An 18228-nucleotide genomic window follows, 5' to 3' on the forward strand; every position below is an offset into this window, starting at 1 on the left:
GAAAAGCCGGCCATGCCCAAAGCACGGCCGGCTGCTTACCCCTGGTTACTTCGCCGCGGCGCAGAGCTTGTCGCGGCTCGTCGACATCGCCGCCTTAGCCGAGAAGCCGTAAGGCTCAATGATCTTGGCGAATTCGCCCGATTCCTTCAGCTTCTTCAGCTCGACGTCGAAGGCATCGCGCAGCGCGACGTCCTGCTTGCGGAAGGCGGCGCCATCGCAATAGACTGGCGCATTGACGACGGGAGCGACGGTTTCGAGGTTCGGATCGTTTGCCTTGGCCATCAGATCGTGGATCGACAGAACCGGCAGCGAATAGACGTCGATGCGGCCGTCCTGCAGCATCTTGATGCCGCTCTGGCCGTCCGGAACGACGATGACCCGGTCACGCGGCACGCCGGCCTCAAGCGCCAGCTTCTCCTCGGTGCCGCCGCCCGGCGCGCCGATCTTGGCATCCGGATTGTCGGCGATATCCTTGTAGCTCGTCAGCTTCAGCGGGTTGCCCTTCTTGAGAGCGAAGGCTTCGGCGTCGCAGAGGATCGGTTCGGAATAGGCGACGGCGTTGCAGCGCTCGGGCTTCATGAACAGGCCTGCGGTGATCGCGTCGTGGCGGCCGGCTTGCAGGCCGGGGATCATCGCGCCATATTCGGAGATCGAGGCGACCACTTCCTTGACGCCGAGCTTTTCGAAGATCGCGCGCGCCACATCGGGGGCGGCCCCGGACACTTTGCCATCGGCGCCGACGGCCGTGAACGGTGGCTCGTTGGCGATGGCGATCCGGGCAAAGCCCTGTTCCTTCAACTGTTCGAGCTTGTCATCGGCAGCCGATGCCGGGCCGGCAGCGGCCATCAGCAGCAGCGACAGGCTGGCGGCGGTCAAAAGATATCCTGCTTTCATCGTTCCCAACTCCTCTGGCTTTCCTTTGAGTTTGTTTTTGCGGGCAGTGTCTGGTTCAGACGCGGTGCCCCGCCGCAATAATCTTGCGCAGGAAGGTCTGCGTCCTTTCCTGCGTCGGATTGCGAAATATGTCGGCCGGCCTGCCTTCCTCGACGATCTTGCCGCGGTCGAAGAACAGCACACGGTCGGCGAAATCATGGGCAAAGCCCATTTCATGGGTAACGAGAAGCATGGTCATGTCGGTCTCCGAAGCGAGCCGCCGCATGACATTCAGCACCTCTTCGACCAGTTCCGGGTCGAGCGCCGAGGTCACCTCGTCGAACAGCATGATCTTCGGCGACAGCGCCAGCGCCCTAGCAATGGCGACGCGCTGCTTCTGCCCGCCGGACAGTTGCGCCGGGACGCTCTTCGCCTTGTCGGCCAGGCCGACCATGTCGAGAAGCTCCATTGCCCGCTTTTCGGCCATGGGGCGCTTGATGCCCTTGGTCAGCATCGGCGCCAGGGTCACGTTGTCGAGCACGCATTTATGCGGAAACAGGTTGAAGTGCTGAAAGACCATGCCGATCTTTTCGCGCATCCGGTGCAGATGCCGTTCATCGGCCGGCACCAGCCCGCTGCCGGCAGGCATGTGATAGAGCTGCTCGCCGTCGACCTCGATATGGCCGCCGCTGATCGTCTCAAGCGTCATCAGGATGCGCAGGATCGTCGTCTTGCCGGAGCCGGACGGCCCGATCAGCGCCAGTTTTTCGCCGGGCATGACATTCATCGACAGGCCGTCGAGCACGGTCAGCGGGCCGTATCTCTTGACGATATTGTCAATGCGAATGATGGGCGAAGGCATCCATGTCTCTCCCTGTTGAGACAAGCAATGCCTTAACGATGACGGCGCATCAAAATCATGTCAATTCGTAAAATAATATCATGACAATTATTCTGCGCCTGCTCAAACACGCGGCAGCTGCATCAAATTGCAAGCAGCAGCTCTTCAGGATTTCCTTGCGCCAGTGAGGCGACGATCCCGAGCCCGGTCCGCAGCTCGCTTTCTGTCGTCGAACCAAGCGAAATGCGCACCGCCGGCGTCCAGCCCTGATCCCCGGTGCGGAACGATTTGCCGGGGGCGATTGCCACGCCGTGCAGCCGTGCCTGCGACACGAAACCGTCCTCGGTATGATTGCCGGAGAGCGGCAGCCAGACGTGCAGGCTTTGCGGGTGGGATCGGTAGGTAAGCCCGGTCAGCATCTCCGCCGCGATCGCATGCCGGCTCGAGAGGGCGCGGCGCTGCCAGTTGACCAATTCCATCGCCGTGCCGTCGCTGACCCAGCGGGTGGCAATCTCGGCCATGGCCGGCGTCGCCATCCAGTTGGAGACCAGATGACGGTTCGCGACAGCGGCGACATAGCGGTCGGGTGCCGTGAGATAGCCGATCCGCAAGCCGGGAACGGTGATCTTGGTGAAGCTGGTGACGTAGAGCGTGCGCTCCGGCGCGAATGCCGCCATCGGCGGCGCGCGGTCCTCGACCATCGGGCCGAGAATATCGTTTTCGATGATGGCTATGTCGTGTTTGGCGGCCACGGAGGCAAGCGCCTGCCGGCGCTTCGCGCTCATCAGGGCCGCCATCGGGTTGATTACCGAGGGCTGCAGGAAGATTGCCCGGATCGGCCCCGTCCGGCAGGCTTCGTCGAGTGCCTCCGGGATCATGCCTTCCTCGTCGATCGCGATCCCCTCGAGATGCAGACCGAGATAGGTGGAGAGCGGCACCAGCGTATGGTGGCTGATCGCCTCGGTCGCCACCGTCGAGCCGGGCGGCGCAACACTCATCAGCGCCACCGTCATGCCAGATGTCGCGCCGTTCGTGACACTGACGTTCAGCGGCGACACCTCCAGCCCGCAGCGCGCCAGCCATTCGGTGGCAACAATGCGGTGGCGCGGAAAGACCATGTTCGGCCGGAACGAAAGCGCCGAGCTGGAGGGCAGGTTTTCCGAAAGCCAGCCGAAGGCCTGGCGCATCTTTTCGAGATGGATCTGCTCGCAGACTGGTTTCAGGATCGAGAGATCGATCAGTTCTCCCAGCCGTTCCGGCAGATAAGGCGGCTCCGGCTCGCGCGGCCTCGTCTGTACGAAGCTGCCGCGCCCGATCTCGCCTGATATCAGCCCCCGGCGGCTGAGCTCCTCATAGGCGCGGCTCACCGTTTGCACGGAAAGATGCAGATCATCCGCCAGCTTGCGATGCGGCGGCAATTGCGCCCCATCGTAAAGCTTGCCGTCGGTGATCGCGCTGGCGATCTGCTCGGCGAGCGAGAGGTAGGCCGGTCGGCGAAGTTGAGAGGGATCGGGGCACCACTTTGTCATGATTTTAACACTGCTGAAAATCAGTTCAATTGACAATGCCAAAGTGCGCTCCCATTGTCTTTTCGCAGCGTTTGAAATGATTTCTTTCCAAAGAAAGCCCCATGAAGCTCGACGCTATCGACCTGCGTATTCTCGACGCCGTCCAGCGCGACGGCCGCATCACCAAACTGGCGCTGGCCGAAAAGGCCGGCCTGTCGCCGACGCCGTGCTGGATGCGGCTGCGCAAGCTCGAAAAGGCTGGGATCATCACCGGCTATCACGCACGCCTGGCACCGCGGCGGATTGCACCGGTCGCCAGTGTGATGATGGAAGTGACGCTCGCCAACCATCGCCAGGCGGATTTCGAGCGCTTCGAGCGCGCCGTCACGGCAATCCCTGAGATCGTCGCCTGCTGGTCGGTCGGCGGCGGCGTCGATTACATCCTGAAGATCATGGCGCCCGATATCGACGCCTATCAGCGGTTGGTCGACGGGCTTCTCGACCGCGAACTCGGCATCGACCGCTATTTCACCTACATCGTCACCAAGGTGGTGAAGGAGGAAACGGTGCTTCCGGTTTCGTCCTTCGTGGCCGACAGTGAGGAGCAGTCCGCGTCGTAGACAATCTCTCTACGAGAGCGCTGCCCTTTAGACCATCTCTCTCTTTCCGCATCCGCCAACAGACAATCTCTCGCCCGCTTCCGTGGAAGACTCGGCTCTTCCGCAACGAGGAGATTGGACATGACCGCCGTTTTTGCCCGCCCCGCCTTTCATGACGCGCTGTCGCAGCTTGCCGACCGTCATCTCCTGCGCGATCTCGCCTATGTCGGCGGTCGCTGGATCGCCGGCGCCGCGGGAAAGAGCTTCGAGGTTACGGATCCGGCTTCTTCGGTGACGCTGGCCTGGGTTGCAAGCCTCGGCGCGGAGGAAACGGCGGCGGCGATCGATGCGGCCTCGCAGGCTTTGGCCGCCTGGCGCGCCATGCTGCCGCAGAGCCGCGCAGCGATCCTGCGCAAATGGTTTGAGCTGATGCTCGCCGCCAGGGAGGATCTCGCACTGATCATGACGCTCGAACAGGGCAAACCGCTGGCGGAAGCGCGCGGCGAGATCGACTACGCCGCCTCCTTCGTCGAATGGTACGCCGAGGAAGGCAAACGGCTGAATGCCGAGAGCGTCACCAGCCATCTGCCCGGCGCGGAAATGCTCGTCCGGCGGGAGGCGCTCGGCGTCGTCGGCGTGGTTACACCCTGGAATTTCCCCTCTGCCATGCTCACCCGAAAGGCCGCCGCCGCGCTTGCGGCAGGCTGCACGGTCGTCGCCCATCCCTCTTCCGAGACGCCGCTTTCCGCCCTTGCCCTTGCCGAACTCGGCGAACGCGCCGGCATTCCCGCCGGCGTCTTCAATGTCGTCACCGGCCATGCCGCAACGATCGTCGGACGGATGTGCGCCGACGTCCGTGTGCGCGCCATGAGCTTTACCGGTTCCACCGAGGTTGGCCGCCTGATCGCCGCCCAGTGCGCTCCGACCATGAAGCGGCTGGTGATGGAGCTCGGCGGCCACGCGCCGCTGATCATCTTCGACGACGCCGATATATCAAAGGCAGTCGAGATCGCCGTCAACGCCAAGTTTGCCACGTCAGGCCAGGATTGCCTCGCGGCCAATCGCATCTTCGTCCAGCGGCGCATCGCCGATGCTTTTGCTCAAGCCTTTGCCGCCCGCATCGCCGATCTCAAGGTCGGGACGGGGTTTGAGGATGGCGTCGACATCGGACCGCTGATGCATGAACGCGCCATCGCCAAGGTCGAGGAACAGGTTTCCGATGCACTGGCGCGCGGCGCGCAGCTCGTCATCGGTGGTAAGCGCCACAGGGCCGGCCGGTTCTTCTATGAGCCGACGCTGCTGACGGATGTGCCTGAAGATGCGCTGATCATGCGCGAGGAGACCTTTGGACCTGTTGCGGCTGCTGCCAGCTTCGACACCGAAGAAGAGGTGATCGCCCGCGCCAACGATAGCGAATACGGCCTCGTCGCCTATGTCGTTACCGAAAACGGCGCCCGGCAGATGCGCCTCGGCCGCGCGCTGGAATACGGCATGGTGGCTGTCAACCGCGTGAAGATCACCGGCGGCCCCGTTCCCTTCGGCGGCTGGAAACAGTCCGGCCTCGGCCGCGAGGGTTCGCGCCATGGGCTCGAGGCCTTCACCGAGCTCAAATATCTCTGCATCGACACGGCCGCCTGACCCATTTCAAGTCACCCCATTTCAAGAAAGAGGATAGGACATGCTCGAGAAAAGCAACGAACTCACCGCCTGGGACCGCGATCACTTCTTCCATCCCTCGACCCATATGGGCGGGCACGCCCGCGGCGATACGCCGACACGCGTCGTTGCCGGCGGCGAAGGCGTCTACATCACCGACACGACAGGCCGCAAAAGCCTCGACGCTTTTGCCGGCCTCTATTGCGTCAATGTCGGCTACGGCCGCCAGAAGATTGCCGATGCGATCGCCGAACAGGCGAAGAACCTCGCTTATTACCACGCCTATGTCGGACATGGCACCGAGGCCTCGATTACGCTTTCGAAGATGATTATCGACCGTGCGCCTGACGGCATGTCCAGGGTCTATTTCGGGCTTTCCGGCTCTGATGCCAACGAGACCAACATCAAGCTGATCTGGTACTACAACAACATCCTCGGTCGTTCCGAGAAGAAGAAGATCATCTCGCGCTGGCGCGGTTATCACGGCTCCGGCGTCATGACCGGCAGCCTCACCGGCCTGGCGCTCTTCCACAATGCTTTCGACCTCCCGCGTGCGCCGGTGCTGCACACCGAAGCGCCCTATTATTTCCGCCGGTCCGACCGCTCCATGGACGAGGAGCAGTTCTCGCAATATTGCGCTGACCGGCTGGAGGAGATGGTCCTCGCTGAAGGCCCGGAAACGGTCGCCGCCTTTATCGGCGAACCCATCCTCGGCACCGGCGGCATCGTACCGCCGCCGAAGGGCTACTGGCAGAAAATCCAGGCCGTGCTCGACAAATACGACATCCTGCTCGTCGCCGATGAAGTCGTCACCGGCTTCGGCCGTCTCGGCACGATGTTCGGCTCGGATCACTACGGCATGAAGCCGGATCTGATCACCATCGCCAAGGGCCTGACCTCTGCCTACACTCCGCTTTCCGGCTCGATCGTTTCCGACAAGATGTGGCAAGTGCTGGTGCAAGGCTCCGATCAGATGGGGGCGATCGGCCACGGCTGGACCTATTCCGCCCATCCGATCTGCGCTGCCGCGGGCATTGCCAATCTCGAACTGATCGATGAACTCGGCATCGTCGAGAATGCCGGCGCCACCGGCGCCTATTTCCGCTCGGAACTGGCAAAGGCGGTCGGCAGCCACCGAAATGTCGGCGAAGTCCGCGGTGACGGGCTGATGGCAGCAATCGAATTTGTCGAGGATAAGGACGACCGCAAATTCTTCGATGCCGACCGCAAGATTGGCCCGCAAGTGGCATCCGCCCTTCTCGAACGCGGCGTCATCGGCCGTGCCATGCCGCAGGGCGATATCCTCGGCTTCGCCCCGCCGCTCTGCCTGACACGCGAGGAGGCAGACATCGTCGTTAAGGCCGCGGCAGAGACGATCGAAACCGTCTTCAACGGTCTCTGAGGGGAAGCGACATGACGATCCCGGAAAAGATGGCGGCCGTATTGCTGACCGGCCATGGCGGCTTGGACAAGCTCATCTACCGCAGTGACGTGACGGTGCCGGCGCCCGCAGACGGCGAGGTGCTCATCCGCGTCACCGCCTGCGGCATGAACAATACCGACGTCTGGGTGCGGGAGGGCGCCTATGGCACCGAGGACGACCCGGCCGCCGTCTCCACCTGGCGCCGGCAGGGCAATACGCTGACCTTCCCGCGCATTCAGGGCACCGATACGGTCGGCCATATCGTCGGCGTCGGTGCCGGCGTCGACCCGGCGCGGATCGGCGAGCGCGTCATGGTCGACTTCTCGATCTATAACCGCGACGACGACAGCCTCGCGGACATCGACTACATGGGGCACGGTAGGGATGGCGGCTATGCCGAATATATGGCGCTGCCGGCCGAAAACGCGCATGTCGTCGCCACCGACCTGACTGACGTCGAACTCGCTACCTTCTGCTGCGCCTATCTGACCGGCGAGCGAATGCTGGAACGGGCAAGGCTTACGGCTGGCGAACGCATCCTCGTCACCGGCGCCTCTGGCGGCGTCGGCTCGGCGATCATTCAGCTCGCGCGTGCTCGCGGCGCCATCCCGATTGCTGTCACAGGCCCTGGCAAGGAGGCGGCGATGCTCGCTATCGGCGCCGAAGCGGTGGTGACCCGCGGCAAGGGCGAACTGGTCGAAGCAGTGCATTCCGCGAGCCGTGGTCAACCGATCGATGTCGTCGCCGATCTGGTCGGCGGGCCGCTGTTCAACGACCTCCTGAAGATCCTGCGCCCGGAAGGTCGCTACACCACCGCCGGCGCCATCGCCGGCCCGGTCGTCCAGCTCGATTTGCGCACCATGTATCTGAAGCAATTGGAATTGCACGGATCGAGCCAGGGAAGCCGCGCCGATTTCCGCCGGCTTGTCGGCTATATCGAAAGCCGGATGATCCGGCCCCTCGTCGGCGGCGTCTATCCGCTGTCGGAATTTCACCGCGCCCAGACCGATTTCATGGCGAAGAACTTCGTCGGCAAATTGGTCGTGGTGCCCGACAAGAGATAAGCGCGATCTCCGATCACGCCGCAGGCGAACCTTATCGGTTTTGCGGCGTTTCAGGGCCATGGGCACCGGCAAAACGACATACCTCAACTCTGCCGAACTCGGGCGAATTCGGCGCGCTGTCGGCATAGCCCGTCTGATGGATACGGCGGTTCGATTGCCGGTCATCGGCGTCAGGATCGGCGCGGACTCGGTCCTCGGCCTCATCCCGGCCGTCGGCGATATTGCCGGATCGCTGATCGGTCTTTTCATTATCGATGAGGCAAGGCGGCTTGGCCTTCCCACCCACAAGCTCGCCCGCATGGCCGTCAATCTCGGGATCGACGCCGCCGGCGGAACGGTCCCCTGATCGGCGATCTCTTCGACGTCTATTTCAAGTCTCACCGCCGCAACGTCGGCATCATTCTCGAGCATTTCGGCGTCAACGAAGACGAGCTCGATCGCCGAATTTGACAAAACCGATCGCCCGGGGACCCGCTCACGTCGGAGCGACCTTCCCCGCCAGAAATGCCAGACCCGCCGCGCCGATGAGACCCGAGTTCTGATCCAAAGCCGCCAGCATCACTTTGACATCTTTGAATGCCGACATTGCCCACTGGCTGATATAGGCCTGAATGCCCGGTTGCAGCCGATCGAATTCGTGGGAGAGCCCTCCCCCCATGACGATGATATCGGGACTGAAGATATGGATCAGGCTGGTGAAGCCGCGACCGAGAATTTCCGCTTCCTCGTCGACGAGCTGATTTGCCAGAGGGTCGCCATTTCTGGCCGCCGCGAAAACGCTGCGGCTGTCGATGGCGCCGCCATCGCTACCGATCGTCGTCCCGCGACTTTCCATCGCCCTCAATTGGGCGCGCCGCGCAAAAGCTGGTCCGGATCCATAGGCCTCGAAACAGCCCCTGTTACCGCAAGGGCAAAGCTCGCCGTCCGGCACCACGGACATGTGGCCGACATGGGCTGCCATGCCCTTGCGGCCGCGGATCACGCGGCCGTCCGAGATGACGCCGCCGCCAATCCCGGTGCTGACCGTGACATAAACGAGGTTATCGAGCCCCTTGCCGATACCGAACTGCCACTCCCCGATCGCCGCGGCGATGGCGTCGTTTTCGAGGTCGACCGGAAACGGAAACCGCTTCTGCAATTCCGCCTTCAGCGGAAAATCGACGAAGCCCGGAAGGGTCGGGATATCGGTTGCGACACCGGCAACCGTGTCGAGTGGGCCCGGGGCGGATACGCCGACGCCCACCACCGAAGCAGGCTTCGACGCTGCAAGCAATCGATCGGCCAGGCCGCAAATCTGGGCGAGCACCCGGTCGGGACCTGCCAGCGCATCCGTTGGCTCGGCCAAGCGTGCCAGGATCCTGCCCTGCTCGTCGACAAGGGCTGCGCGCACCTGCGTTCCGCCTAGGTCTATACCAATGGCAACCTGCTGCATGTGAAGACCAAGAGTTAGAGGCCCCGAACCCACGTCATCCGCTCATCGAGCGAGGGCGCATTGAAAGCCAGAGAACCGAGAACGACCGTTTCCGCACCGGATTGGCGCAGCAGAGGAACCGTGTGCTCGCGAATACCACCATCGGCCGCAAGCACGATCCGATGAGCCGCACCGCAATTGGAAATGATCTGCTTGGCCTGTTGAAGCCTGGCCCCGGCCTTTTCGTCGAGACCCTGGCCCTTCACACCGATCGCCGTGCCGAGCAGCGTCACGAAGCGCAGCCGGGACACGTATTTCTCGATCCGCTCGACGGGGGTTTCGACCTTGAGGACCATGCCGGCTGCGACACCGCGGCGATCGAGAAGATCGAGAGCCTCCTCGGCGACGCTTTCGTTTTCGGCATGAAGACTGATCAGGTCGCTGCCCGCATCGGCAAACTGCTCCATCTGCGACAGGATGATGCTGTCGGCGACCATCAGGTGAACATGGATCGGGCGCGTGGAAATTTTGCGCACACCGGCAACAAGATCAGGGAAAAACAACATTGCCGGCGCGAAATGGCCATCGGCGACATCGATGTGGAGGATGTCGACGTAAGGATCGACACGCGCCAGATCATCCGCCAGATGCACGAGATCGGCCGACCAGACGGAAAATTCGGCAATCAGGCGATCCTTGGGGAGATCGTCGATCCAGGCCTTGGAGATGGTCGTCATTGTTTCAGAGCTCCTTCAGAAAATTGCCGACGGCAAGCCGAAAGTCGGCGACATATTGCGGACGGCTCTCAGCTTTCGGCGTGATCTGCACGAAACGCGCGCCGGCGATCCGCGCGGCGAGAGCACGCGCGTGGCCAAGAGGATGAATGCTGTCACGTTCATGGCCGATGACGAGCGTCGGCAGGGCAAGATTGCAAATGTCCGCGTCGGTCACGCCAGGGCCGTCGTTGGAAATCCTGGTCAGCAGCTCGGCGGTCATATCCAACGGCGTGCGGGAGAAAAACCCGGCAAGCGAGGCCAGATTGTCCGGAGCCTCGGCGGCGAGCCGTACACCGACCGATCCGGCAAGGAACACCTGCTTTGCCTCATCCGGCGGCAGGATTTTCAGAAGCCCCCCGACGTCGGCATTGGGCGCCATGTTTTCCGGCGCCGATGCAGCCAGCCAGGCCGGCCTTGCGATGATCAGAGCCTTGACGAGATCGGGCCGCTTGACTGAGAGACGCAAGGCGATCGCGGCCCCCATCGAGATACCGCCGATCACAACCGGCGCTGCAAGGTTCTTCTCGATATAAGCGGCGATATCATCGCAGAAGGTCGCGATCGACAGCTGCTCCAGATTGCCGGCTTGGGAATAGCCGTGGCCGCGCGCTTCGATCGTCACCCGGCGAAAACCCGCGTCGGGCGGAAAGACCTCGTCGGTCTGCGCCGCGTCGCCGCATAAGCCATGCTGGAATATGACGGACGCGCCGTCGCCTGCCATATCCACGTTAAGAATGGTCCCGTCTCTGGTTTCGAACGGGTCAGCTCGTCTCATCCTCCTGTCCCCGCGGTTTCATCGTCGAGGTTATTTTTCAGGAAGATCGCCACTCCGGCCGCCTCCGAGGCCGAAAGACCATGAGTGACGAGACTGCCGGCAAAGCCAATCGCCCTGAGCCGGCCCAGATAATGCGGATAGTCGAGGACGCCCTTGCCGGCGGTCGCGAAGCTGCCGTCGGGATTGCGATCTTTCGCATGCGCCATGACGATCCGATCGGCCAGGAGGTCGATGGCGGAAGACACGATGCGCCGCTGCTCATCCAGCGTCGCAACCTCGAAGAGATTGGCCGGATCGAGCACGATCTTGATGCGAGGGCACTTCAGTGCCGTGATCAGCCGATGGGCTTTCTCAGCCGAGTTGACGACATTGGCAAGCTCGGGCTCGATGCCAAGGTCCACATTGTGGCGCTCGGCAATCTCGCTGGCCGTCTCCATGGCTTCGAGGAGATCCCGCCACGCCTCCGGCGTGTCGTTGTCGGCGTGGGACTTCCACTGGTCGATGGGGTCGCGCGTGCCGGTGCAGAGCGTGATCAGGCCGGTCGACATGCCGGTGCTGCGCTCGGCCAGCGTCGCCAAATTGCGAAGGCCGGCCGCGCGAACGGAAGGATCGGGATGGATCATGTTGAAGGTGCCGGAAACGGCAACAATCTCGACGCCGCTGCTCAGCGCCGCATCGGCAACCGAACGAGCCTGTGTTTCGGTAATCGTCTCCGGCATCGGGGCAAGACCGGAGCACGCCATATTGTATTGTGCACAGGCGAATCCAGCCTCGGCGACCGCATTCAGAACGGTTGTGGGTTCCGTTCCCTCGAAAGTCTTTGCGAAGATGCCGAGCTTCATCACACGCCACCCGTGACGTCAGCCAGTGCAACCGCCTTGCCGCTTTCGGCCGAACGCGCAACGGCCACCATGGCACGGACGGATGCCAGGCCGTCATCGATGTCGGCGCCTTCCATGACAGCGCCATCAAGAATGGTGCGAGCGAAGCCTTCGACCTGGCGGCGGTAGAAATGGCCATCGGCACCGAGAACGCGATGGGTGGCGCCGTCGGCTTCGCGGAAAATATCCACCTCGCTGGTCTTGTAGTACCAGGGGTTATAGGTCTTGCCCAAAATGCTGCCGTTCCGGCCATAGATCTGGAAGCCTTCGTGCCAGTCCATGCGCACCTGGACGGTGAGATCGAGATGGCCGAGCGTGCCGGAGGCAAATTCTACGTCCACGAACCAGCACCAGATACCGGCCCGCTCGGACAGGCGAGCGTTGACGGAGACGATGTCGCCGGCGAAATAGCGCGCCGTGTCGATCAGGTGGCAGCCATGCGCGAGCATATAGTAGCGCCGCAGGTCGGCCTTCGGATTGGCCGAAGGTTTCTTCGCGTTGGCGCTGGTGACGATCAGGGGCTGGACCGCATCGGTCATCGGATAGCGGTGCGTGCTGTCGCAATACCAGGCTTTCAGAGCGACCATCTCTCCCATTTCATCGCGGATGAAGGATTTGGCAGCCTGGAGCCCCGCGTCGAAACGCTTCATATGCCCGACCTGAAACACCCTTCCCGATGTGTCGACCGCGGCCTTCAGTTCATGGCACTCCTCGACGGTGACACCGACGGGTTTTTCGCACAGCACATGTTTGCCTGCCTGAAGGGCGCGAATGGAGGCCGGGACGTGAAAAGCGTCGGCGGTCGCGATGATCACGGCGTCGAGGTCGGGGTCGGCCAGCATCTTATCGTAGTCGTCATAGGTTTTTTCCGCCCCGTGAGTGATTGCCATACGTTCGCGAAGATCTTCGGCAACGTCGCAAATCGCATAGAGGTCTGCATTGGCTGCTTTCGTGCAGCTCTCGAAATGCGCGGCCTGGGCAATCTGGCCCGCACCCAATACGCCGATGCGGAGACGTCGTTCCTGTTTTGCTGGCATCGATAAACCTTTGAGCAGGATATTGAAGAAGAACGCCGGTTCGGCGTGGACTGGAATGCTTTCAAGACATCAAACGCCGAACGCGTCTTCTGGCCGGACCGCCACCAGGGCGAGCCCGCTCTCCTCGTCGTCAGAGCGCAACATGTGTTTGAGGATTGAAAAAGTGCAGTTTTGCCGGGTCGATTGCTAGATCAATCGATTGTCCGGTCTCGACGGTGCTGACCGCTTCGAACCGCGCAACCGCGTTGGCGGCCCCGCTCAGGTCTTCGACGGCATCGGGATCGCCCGAGTCGATCCGGACCGCGTCGACCTTCAGATGCACGATCAACTCGGAGCCAAGCTCCTCGATCGATCTCACGACAACTGGGATCGTCGGATGGGAGGCTCCAGACGGCAACCGGCTGTCGTAGAGGTCCTCGGGCCTGACCCCAAAAATCACAGCCTTTCCTTCGAAGTCGGAAAGACCGGGAGCGCGCTCGAAGGCGCCGGCGGACAAGGGGATGGAGAAGCCGGGTAGATGGATTTGCCCGCCCTCCAGACGCCCCTCGAAAAGGTTCATCGACGGCGAACCGATAAAGCCGGCGACGAACGCATTGACCGGGCGGTGATACAAGGCCTTCGGCGTATCCACCTGCTGAAGCACGCCGCCCTTCAGCACCGCGACGCGATCGCCCATGGTGAGCGCTTCGGTCTGGTCGTGCGTCACGTAGATCGTCGTCACGCCGAGCTGTCTCTGCAGGCTGGCGATCTCTGCCCGCATTTGAACACGCAGCTTTGCATCGAGGTTCGAGAGCGGTTCGTCCATGAGGAATGCTGCGGGCTCGCGGACCATGGCGCGGCCCATCGCAACACGCTGGCGCTGGCCGCCGGAAAGCTGTGCGGGCTTGTTGCCCAGCAAGGATTCCAGCTGCAGGATCTTGGCAATCTCGTGCACGCGTTTGGCGCGTTCGGCCTTACTCTTTCCAGCCAGTTTCATCGAAAAGGCAATGTTGTCGAAAACGGTCATGTGCGGATAAAGGGCATAGCTTTGAAAGACCATGGCGATGTCCCGGTCCTTCGGCGCCAGATCGACGACGTCCTGACCGCCGATGCTCAAGGTACCGCTGCTGATTTCCTCGAGCCCGGCAATCATGCGCAGAGCGGTCGATTTTCCGCATCCGGACGGACCGACCAAAATCAGAAACTCGCCGTCATGGATCGTCAGGCTCAGATCCTTGATCGCATGGTAGCTGTTTCCATAGGTCTTGCAGATCTTGTCCAGTACAACCACAGCCACGTCTCGTCCTCCCGCATCAGTCCGGAACAGATCTCAAACGGCGCCCCCTGCCGTCTCCGACCCTTTCGACAAGAAGGCTCAGGACTGGGCGTCAAAGTCAACAAAAGAATCGAAGTCTGCCTCGCGGCGAGCACCCGCCTATTCCGATTATCAAACTGAAATTTAACGATTTTATTAGTTTTATTTGCGAGATTATATTTGTTATCGCGCGTAATTTTTTGGTGGGCTTGGCGGGCATTGAGATCTCGCCAAGCGATGATTTTTCATCAGCCGTGAGTCGACCAGCATCGACATTGGTCACCGCGTGGACCTGGCTCATATCCGGAAGACGTTTATCCGGGCATCGGGATCGGCACTGGTGCGTTCTCGGCCGCCATCCATGCCAGGCACGTCCGATTGTCCGGTAAGCCCCTGCGCCCTCCCCGTGCGGTCACGGAAATGGCGGCAGCCGCCGTGGCATAGGCTACGCAATCAAGCGGGCTCTTTCCCACGGCAAGCGCAAGAGCGTAGGCGCCGTGAAAACAATCGCCGGCGCCGGTCGTGTCGACCGCCTGAACCGCATAGGCCGGCAAATGCCACCTGACGGCATCACCGCTCTGGCGGAGATAGGTCCCGCGCTCGCCATCGGTCAGGACAACAGCGGAGCGATCTGCGGACCAGAGCCTGTCGAGGATCATCGTGGGATCACCCTCACCGGTGTATTGCTGCCCGAAGGCGAGCGGGAGCACCAGATGATCGGCGAAAGCCAAGATGCGGTCCGTCGCAGTGCCGACTGTCCATTCGATATCGGCAATCACGGCAAGGCCAAGCGCGCGGGCCCGCGCCACGACGCTTTCCGAATGGGTGGCATAGCCATCGATCAGCAATACCGGGGCCTGGGTCAGAACGTGGTCGGGCAGCGCATCCGAGGTGCCGTGCAGCACATCGTCGTCATAGGCTATGAACCGGTCGCCGTCAGGGCCGACCGTAATTACGGAGCGGATCGGCGCCGCATCGGCGTGGCGGGGTGCAAGTGATATATCGACGCCGTCACGCTCGAGTTCGGCACCGGCTACATCGTCCGCCGGCTTATCGCCAAGCCAGCCGATGAAGCCGGCGCGCCCGCCGAGCCGGGCGACGGCAACAAGAGCCGTCGCCACATTGCCGCCATGGTCGGTGGCACGCTTCGTCACCTTCCCCTTGCCGGCCGAAAGCCCGCGATCGACATAGATGATGTCATCGATGGCAAGGGCGCCGAAGCCCAGAACCTGGAAAGGGCGCGACACCTCTCAAGCACCGGCCGCAGCCAGCGCATCCTCCGGCGCCATCCCCTTGTGAATGACGAGCTTGAAGGCGCGCGCGGCCATGGTCGTATCGCCGTGACCCCAAAGGTTGCGGCCGACGACCGCGCCTTTGGCTCCGGCCCGCAATGCTTCCGAAGTCTGGATGAGCGCTCCGAGCAGCGTATCGGTCTTCGGGCCGCCGGCGATCACCACGGGTATAGGGCAAGTCGCAACGGTCTCGCGGAAGGACTCGAAATCGCCGGTGTAGCCGACCTTGATCACGTCGACACCGGCCTCGAAGCCGATGCGCACCGCGTAAGCAATCTCATCCGGGGTGAACACGATCTTGCCGCCGTCGGAGAAATCGCGGGGATAGACATGGGCGACGACCGGCATCTCGAAGCGGGCGGCGGCGTTGACCGTGTCGGTAAGCCAGCGGATGTATTCTCCTTCGGTGGCGCCGCGCACGGGAATGGCAACAGCCAGCGCATCCGCACCATAACGCACCGCGTCTTCCGGGGTGGCAATGAGCTGTCGAATGCGGTCGTCGGCGGTGAAGCAGCCGCCCTGAATGACGAGCGCTGCCTTTCCGGCATAATCCGACCAGAGGTGGCGCGCCGCACCCGGCTGGATGCTGATGTAGTCGGGGCCTCCGGCCATCACGCGTTTGAGCGCGGCCGGCAGATCGGCAAGCCCGCCCTCACGCACATTGCCATAACCGACAAAGTGATCAACCGCGCCTCCGAACAGATGGCCCGATGGATTCGAGAACAGGCGTGCGAGGCGGATTTTGGTGCCGAGACCCATGGCGATACTTCCTTTGTGATTGCTGATGGCGAGGCTGAGAAAACCCTAACTCGAAAATAAACAAACATTCAATATTTCGATTTCTTTCGTTTTTGGGTGAATGCCGAATTTTCAACGTGCATTTCCGCCGCTAAGGCGCTATTTCTACTGGATGAGCCGAAAATCAAGGCTGCGAACTTTCGTTTTTCAAAAGTCAGGATGTCGCCAATAGCGGCTGGTCGGGATCACATATGCTTGCAGAACAGAGGCGGCAGCAGATCATGCTGGAACTTCAACGGGTCGGTCAGGCACGCACCCGGCAGCTCGCGGAATTCTTCGAGGTCTCGGAAGTCACGATCCGCTCCGACCTCGAAATCATGGACGCCAAGAAGCAGCTGATCAAAACGCATGGCGGGGCAATCGCCCTGCCATCCGACTCGCCGGCAGCAGCCTTCGAGGAACGCATGCAGCGCAACTTCGATGCGAAGCGACGCATCGCCCAAATGGCGGCGCGGCAGATCATCGACAATCAGTCGATTGTCTTCGACAGCGGCTCAACGCTGCTGCAGGTGGCCATGCAGATGCCGCCGGTCAACAATGTCGTGGTCGCGACGACGGCGATGAACATCGCCCAGCATCTGATGTACCGGTCGGGGCTCGACGTGCACATGATCGGCGGCCGGGTGTTTCCGAGCACCGTCAGCACGATCGTCTCGGATTCCGACAAGGCGGTCGGCGGACTCGTCGCCCACCAGGCCTTTGTCAGCGCCCATGCAATCGATCAGGCCTTCGACGTCGTCGATGTTTCCGAGGATATTGCGCGCACCAAGCGCAACCTGGTTCGCATGGCCCGGCGCGTCGTGCTCGTGGCGGATTCGAGCAAGTTCGACATCGGCGCCTCCTCCAAAGCCTTCTCGCTGTCGCGTGTCGATCTGATCATCACCGACAGCAACATGCCACACAGCATTCGCCACCGACTGGAAAAACTCGGCGTGGAGGTGCGTTACGCGTGACAGGCAGCCTGCCCAGTTTCGAACGGAGCCGGGAGGGGTTTGGGCGCTCGCGAAAGGTTTCGGCCAGGCCGGGGAAACGCAGTCGGCTAAAACCCCAGTCGTCGAAGCGTCTCGCGGTTCTTGCGAACCGCCGCGGCAGGATCGGTTCCGGCATGGTCCGATTCTTCCTCTACCACGATCCAGCCGGTGAACAGCGGTGCCTCCCGAACGGCCGAAATCACGGCAGGCACATTGCAGACACCTTCGCCGAGCATTACCCAGATCCCGCCGGCGTCGACATCCTTCAGATGCACGTAGCGGATGCGGTCCCGGTGGGTCGAAAGCGTATCGTCGACCTGTTGGCCGCCACGCAGAATGTGGCCGGTATCCGGCACCCAACCCACCCGCGGATCCAGCAGAGCAAACAGCCGATCATAGTCGTTGCGGGTGAAGAGCAGCGTATTGTGGTGCGAGGAAGGGTGGACGGCAACGGCGACGCCGGCCGAGCGTCCGATCTCGGTCGCCCGATTATAGCACTCAGCCGCAATCGCGAACTTCTCATCACGCGGGCCGTCCGAAACGACGGTGGCCGAGCCCATCGACACCATCGCACCGGGAAAGTGCGCTACGAAATCGACCCATCGCCGCGCCGCCTCCAGATCGGAGGCAATCTTTTCCGCCACCGTGAAGCCGCTGCCCGAGCCGAAGGCAAAGGAAACCAGCGTCAGGCCGGCATCCGCGAGAGTCCGGGCGAAGTCGGCGGGCCTAAGCGCGTAGTAACCGATCATCGTGTCGGTGATTTCGAGACCGGCATACCCGCCATCGGCGATGGCGCGCACCAGATCATCCGGCCCGCCGCGCCAGCCCTTAGCCAGCATTTCCCAGGTGAATGTCTGGCAGCCGATCTTCAGCTCAGCATTGTTCATATCTTGGTCCTGACCTACTCGTTTTTGACAGCCGATATCGAAGTCGGAGCGAAGCCGATCATTGTGGGCATTGGCGCCCACCTTGCAGAAAGTCACCCTTCAAGAGGCGGTCGAGATCGCGAACGGAGAGTTCGTCATCGGA

General features: G+C 62.1%; 17 protein-coding genes and 1 pseudogene. 6 read left to right on the forward strand and 12 right to left on the reverse strand.

Going from position 1 to position 18228, the window contains the following annotated elements; all coding sequences use genetic code 11:
* Positions 1-45 precede the first annotated feature (45 nt).
* From ehuB to ehuR, 3 genes are all read right to left on the reverse strand, one after another.
* On the reverse strand, positions 46-894 hold the full coding sequence (ehuB, locus tag FFM81_RS23160) for an ectoine/hydroxyectoine ABC transporter substrate-binding protein EhuB (protein ID WP_128397718.1): 849 nt from the start codon (positions 892-894) through the stop codon (positions 46-48).
* Between the two features lie 55 nt (positions 895-949).
* A complete protein-coding gene (gene ehuA, locus FFM81_RS23165; RefSeq protein ID WP_128397719.1) occupies positions 950-1735 on the reverse strand; it encodes an ectoine/hydroxyectoine ABC transporter ATP-binding protein EhuA in 786 nt (261 codons plus the stop codon).
* A 122-nt stretch (positions 1736-1857) separates the two neighbouring features.
* Positions 1858-3243, reverse strand: a complete 1386-nt coding sequence (ehuR, locus tag FFM81_RS23170) for a MocR-like ectoine utilization transcription factor EhuR (protein ID WP_138384496.1) — start codon at positions 3241-3243, stop codon at positions 1858-1860.
* 101 nt (positions 3244-3344) lie between these two features.
* On the opposite strand from ehuR, the gene FFM81_RS23175 reads away from it, so the two are divergent.
* The 5 genes and pseudogenes from FFM81_RS23175 to FFM81_RS23195 all read left to right on the forward strand — a co-directional run bounded on the left by FFM81_RS23175 (position 3345) and on the right by FFM81_RS23195 (position 8414).
* A complete protein-coding gene (locus FFM81_RS23175; RefSeq protein WP_003572534.1) occupies positions 3345-3842 on the forward strand; it encodes an Lrp/AsnC family transcriptional regulator in 498 nt (165 codons plus the stop codon).
* A gap of 120 nt (positions 3843-3962) precedes the next feature.
* Positions 3963-5459, forward strand: coding sequence for an NAD-dependent succinate-semialdehyde dehydrogenase (locus FFM81_RS23180; protein WP_025417755.1), 1497 nt, complete (start codon positions 3963-3965; stop codon positions 5457-5459).
* A 40-nt stretch (positions 5460-5499) separates the two neighbouring features.
* Positions 5500-6879 carry an aspartate aminotransferase family protein gene (locus tag FFM81_RS23185; protein WP_025417754.1) on the forward strand — a complete coding sequence of 460 codons (1380 nt, stop codon included), beginning with the start codon at positions 5500-5502 and terminating at the stop codon, positions 6877-6879.
* Between the two features lie 11 nt (positions 6880-6890).
* On the forward strand, positions 6891-7964 hold the full coding sequence (locus tag FFM81_RS23190; protein WP_025417753.1) for an alcohol dehydrogenase family protein: 1074 nt from the start codon (positions 6891-6893) through the stop codon (positions 7962-7964).
* Between the two features lie 58 nt (positions 7965-8022).
* Positions 8023-8414: pseudogene (locus tag FFM81_RS23195) on the forward strand (DUF4112 domain-containing protein).
* 25 nt (positions 8415-8439) lie between these two features.
* Here FFM81_RS23195 and FFM81_RS23200 read toward each other — a convergent pair.
* From FFM81_RS23200 to FFM81_RS23235, 8 genes are all read right to left on the reverse strand, one after another.
* Positions 8440-9396: an ROK family protein gene (locus tag FFM81_RS23200; RefSeq protein ID WP_003572539.1), complete on the reverse strand. Its 957-nt coding sequence runs from the start codon at positions 9394-9396 to the stop codon at positions 8440-8442.
* A gap of 14 nt (positions 9397-9410) precedes the next feature.
* Positions 9411-10112 carry a ribulose-phosphate 3-epimerase gene (locus FFM81_RS23205; RefSeq protein ID WP_138384494.1) on the reverse strand — a complete coding sequence of 234 codons (702 nt, stop codon included), beginning with the start codon at positions 10110-10112 and terminating at the stop codon, positions 9411-9413.
* Between the two features lie 4 nt (positions 10113-10116).
* Positions 10117-10926: an alpha/beta fold hydrolase gene (locus FFM81_RS23210; protein WP_138384493.1), complete on the reverse strand. Its 810-nt coding sequence runs from the start codon at positions 10924-10926 to the stop codon at positions 10117-10119.
* A complete protein-coding gene (locus tag FFM81_RS23215; protein ID WP_138384492.1) occupies positions 10923-11768 on the reverse strand; it encodes a sugar phosphate isomerase/epimerase family protein in 846 nt (281 codons plus the stop codon). The genes FFM81_RS23210 and FFM81_RS23215 overlap by 4 nt, the downstream gene beginning before the upstream one ends.
* Positions 11768-12844 (reverse strand): Gfo/Idh/MocA family protein, encoded by a 1077-nt coding sequence (locus FFM81_RS23220; protein ID WP_138384491.1) that lies wholly within the window; start codon positions 12842-12844, stop codon positions 11768-11770. The genes FFM81_RS23215 and FFM81_RS23220 overlap by 1 nt, the downstream gene beginning before the upstream one ends.
* Before the next feature lie 130 nt (positions 12845-12974).
* Complete coding sequence (locus FFM81_RS23225) at positions 12975-14120, reverse strand: ABC transporter ATP-binding protein (RefSeq protein WP_138384490.1); 1146 nt, start codon at positions 14118-14120, stop codon at positions 12975-12977.
* Between the two features lie 332 nt (positions 14121-14452).
* On the reverse strand, positions 14453-15385 hold the full coding sequence (locus tag FFM81_RS23230) for a PfkB family carbohydrate kinase (protein ID WP_138384489.1): 933 nt from the start codon (positions 15383-15385) through the stop codon (positions 14453-14455).
* A 3-nt stretch (positions 15386-15388) separates the two neighbouring features.
* Positions 15389-16189, reverse strand: coding sequence for a beta/alpha barrel domain-containing protein (locus FFM81_RS23235; protein ID WP_025417747.1), 801 nt, complete (start codon positions 16187-16189; stop codon positions 15389-15391).
* 230 nt (positions 16190-16419) lie between these two features.
* Between FFM81_RS23235 and FFM81_RS23240 the strand changes: the two genes are divergently transcribed.
* Positions 16420-17181 carry a DeoR/GlpR family DNA-binding transcription regulator gene (locus tag FFM81_RS23240; protein ID WP_003572549.1) on the forward strand — a complete coding sequence of 254 codons (762 nt, stop codon included), beginning with the start codon at positions 16420-16422 and terminating at the stop codon, positions 17179-17181.
* Between the two features lie 86 nt (positions 17182-17267).
* On the opposite strand, the gene FFM81_RS23245 is transcribed toward FFM81_RS23240, so the two are convergent.
* Positions 17268-18086, reverse strand: coding sequence for a sugar phosphate isomerase/epimerase family protein (locus FFM81_RS23245; protein WP_138384488.1), 819 nt, complete (start codon positions 18084-18086; stop codon positions 17268-17270).
* Positions 18087-18228: the final 142 nt, after the last annotated feature.

Origin of the sequence: Rhizobium hidalgonense (assembly GCF_005862185.2) — a bacterium.
Lineage (GTDB): Bacteria > Pseudomonadota > Alphaproteobacteria > Rhizobiales > Rhizobiaceae > Rhizobium > Rhizobium hidalgonense.

Bases quoted from the DNA above. Each gene is read 5' to 3' on its own strand.
- ehuB (WP_128397718.1), bottom strand. From the start codon at position 894: ATGAAAGCAGGATATCTTTTGACCGCCGCCAGCCTGTCGCTGCTGCTG.
- ehuA (WP_128397719.1), bottom strand. From the start codon at position 1,735: ATGCCTTCGCCCATCATTCGCATTGACAATATCGTCAAGAGATACGGC.
- ehuR (WP_138384496.1), bottom strand. From the start codon at position 3,243: ATGACAAAGTGGTGCCCCGATCCCTCTCAACTTCGCCGACCGGCCTAC.
- FFM81_RS23175 (WP_003572534.1), top strand. From the start codon at position 3,345: ATGAAGCTCGACGCTATCGACCTGCGTATTCTCGACGCCGTCCAGCGC.
- FFM81_RS23180 (WP_025417755.1), top strand. From the start codon at position 3,963: ATGACCGCCGTTTTTGCCCGCCCCGCCTTTCATGACGCGCTGTCGCAG.
- FFM81_RS23185 (WP_025417754.1), top strand. From the start codon at position 5,500: ATGCTCGAGAAAAGCAACGAACTCACCGCCTGGGACCGCGATCACTTC.
- FFM81_RS23190 (WP_025417753.1), top strand. From the start codon at position 6,891: ATGACGATCCCGGAAAAGATGGCGGCCGTATTGCTGACCGGCCATGGC.
- FFM81_RS23200 (WP_003572539.1), bottom strand. From the start codon at position 9,396: ATGCAGCAGGTTGCCATTGGTATAGACCTAGGCGGAACGCAGGTGCGC.
- FFM81_RS23205 (WP_138384494.1), bottom strand. From the start codon at position 10,112: ATGACGACCATCTCCAAGGCCTGGATCGACGATCTCCCCAAGGATCGC.
- FFM81_RS23210 (WP_138384493.1), bottom strand. From the start codon at position 10,926: ATGAGACGAGCTGACCCGTTCGAAACCAGAGACGGGACCATTCTTAAC.
- FFM81_RS23215 (WP_138384492.1), bottom strand. From the start codon at position 11,768: ATGAAGCTCGGCATCTTCGCAAAGACTTTCGAGGGAACGGAACCCACA.
- FFM81_RS23220 (WP_138384491.1), bottom strand. From the start codon at position 12,844: ATGCCAGCAAAACAGGAACGACGTCTCCGCATCGGCGTATTGGGTGCG.
- FFM81_RS23235 (WP_025417747.1), bottom strand. From the start codon at position 16,189: ATGGGTCTCGGCACCAAAATCCGCCTCGCACGCCTGTTCTCGAATCCA.
- FFM81_RS23240 (WP_003572549.1), top strand. From the start codon at position 16,420: ATGCTTGCAGAACAGAGGCGGCAGCAGATCATGCTGGAACTTCAACGG.
- FFM81_RS23245 (WP_138384488.1), bottom strand. From the start codon at position 18,086: ATGAACAATGCTGAGCTGAAGATCGGCTGCCAGACATTCACCTGGGAA.